The following is a 796-nucleotide window of genomic DNA, read 5'->3' on the forward strand; positions in this document are numbered from 1 at the left end:
CAGGCAATCCAGCACGCGATGCAAAGGCTCAGGCCAAGGCAGACAAGGCGTACAAGAAGGCGTCCCGGCCCTGGTTCAAGAAAAAGCGGTTCATCCTGCCGCTGGCCCTTGTAGCCATCATCGCCATTGCCAGCGTTGCCGGCGGGGGCGGGGGCAGCGACCAGGACACCGCCGCCAACAACTCGTCGACAGAAAACCAGGCCCCGGCTGCGGCACAGAACGAAGCTGCGGAGAAACCGGCCGAAGAGCCGAAGGCAAAGGCGGCATTCCCCGGTGCGAAGGACTCCGACGTCGTGGGCGAAGCCGGCGACAAGCTCAAGCTTGGAGAAATCACCGTCACCTCCGCCCCGATTACCGAGGGCGACGCAACTCTGGGAGCCACCCTGTGCACCGCGGTGACCGTGGCCAACGGCTCTGACGAAACTATCGACTTCAACGCCATGGACTGGAAGCTGCAGTCTCCTGGCGGGACGATCGCCAACACTTCTTTCAGCGGCAGTGACAATATGATCAGTGCCGGCCAGATTGCACCTGGTGGAAGCACTAAGGGCGATGTCTGCTTCGATGCAAAAGACGCTGAGGAAGGCCAGTACGTAGTGCTTTACGAGCCGGTCTTCTCGTTCTTCTCGGACCGGGGAGCTTGGATCAATAAGTAACCGTTGATCGCTTTTCGACTAGGCGCAGTCCCAGACATGTGGGGGCTGCGCCTTTTCGTTTCCCAGAGCAGCCCACCAGAACACGGCAACGGTCACTCCGCGGGGGATGCCCATCTGTGCGGGAAGGTGAGCCCTGAGCT

1 protein-coding gene is annotated in these 796 nt (G+C 61.2%); it reads left to right on the plus strand.

The annotated features are described in order from the left end of the window. A partial coding sequence (locus HGG74_RS20955) for a DUF4352 domain-containing protein (protein ID WP_168489476.1) occupies window positions 1-656 on the plus strand: 656 nt, incomplete at its 5' end. Window positions 657-796 lie beyond the last annotated feature (140 nt).

It is taken from the genome of Arthrobacter mobilis, assembly GCF_012395835.1.
GTDB classification, from domain to species: Bacteria; Actinomycetota; Actinomycetes; order Actinomycetales; family Micrococcaceae; genus Crystallibacter; species Crystallibacter mobilis.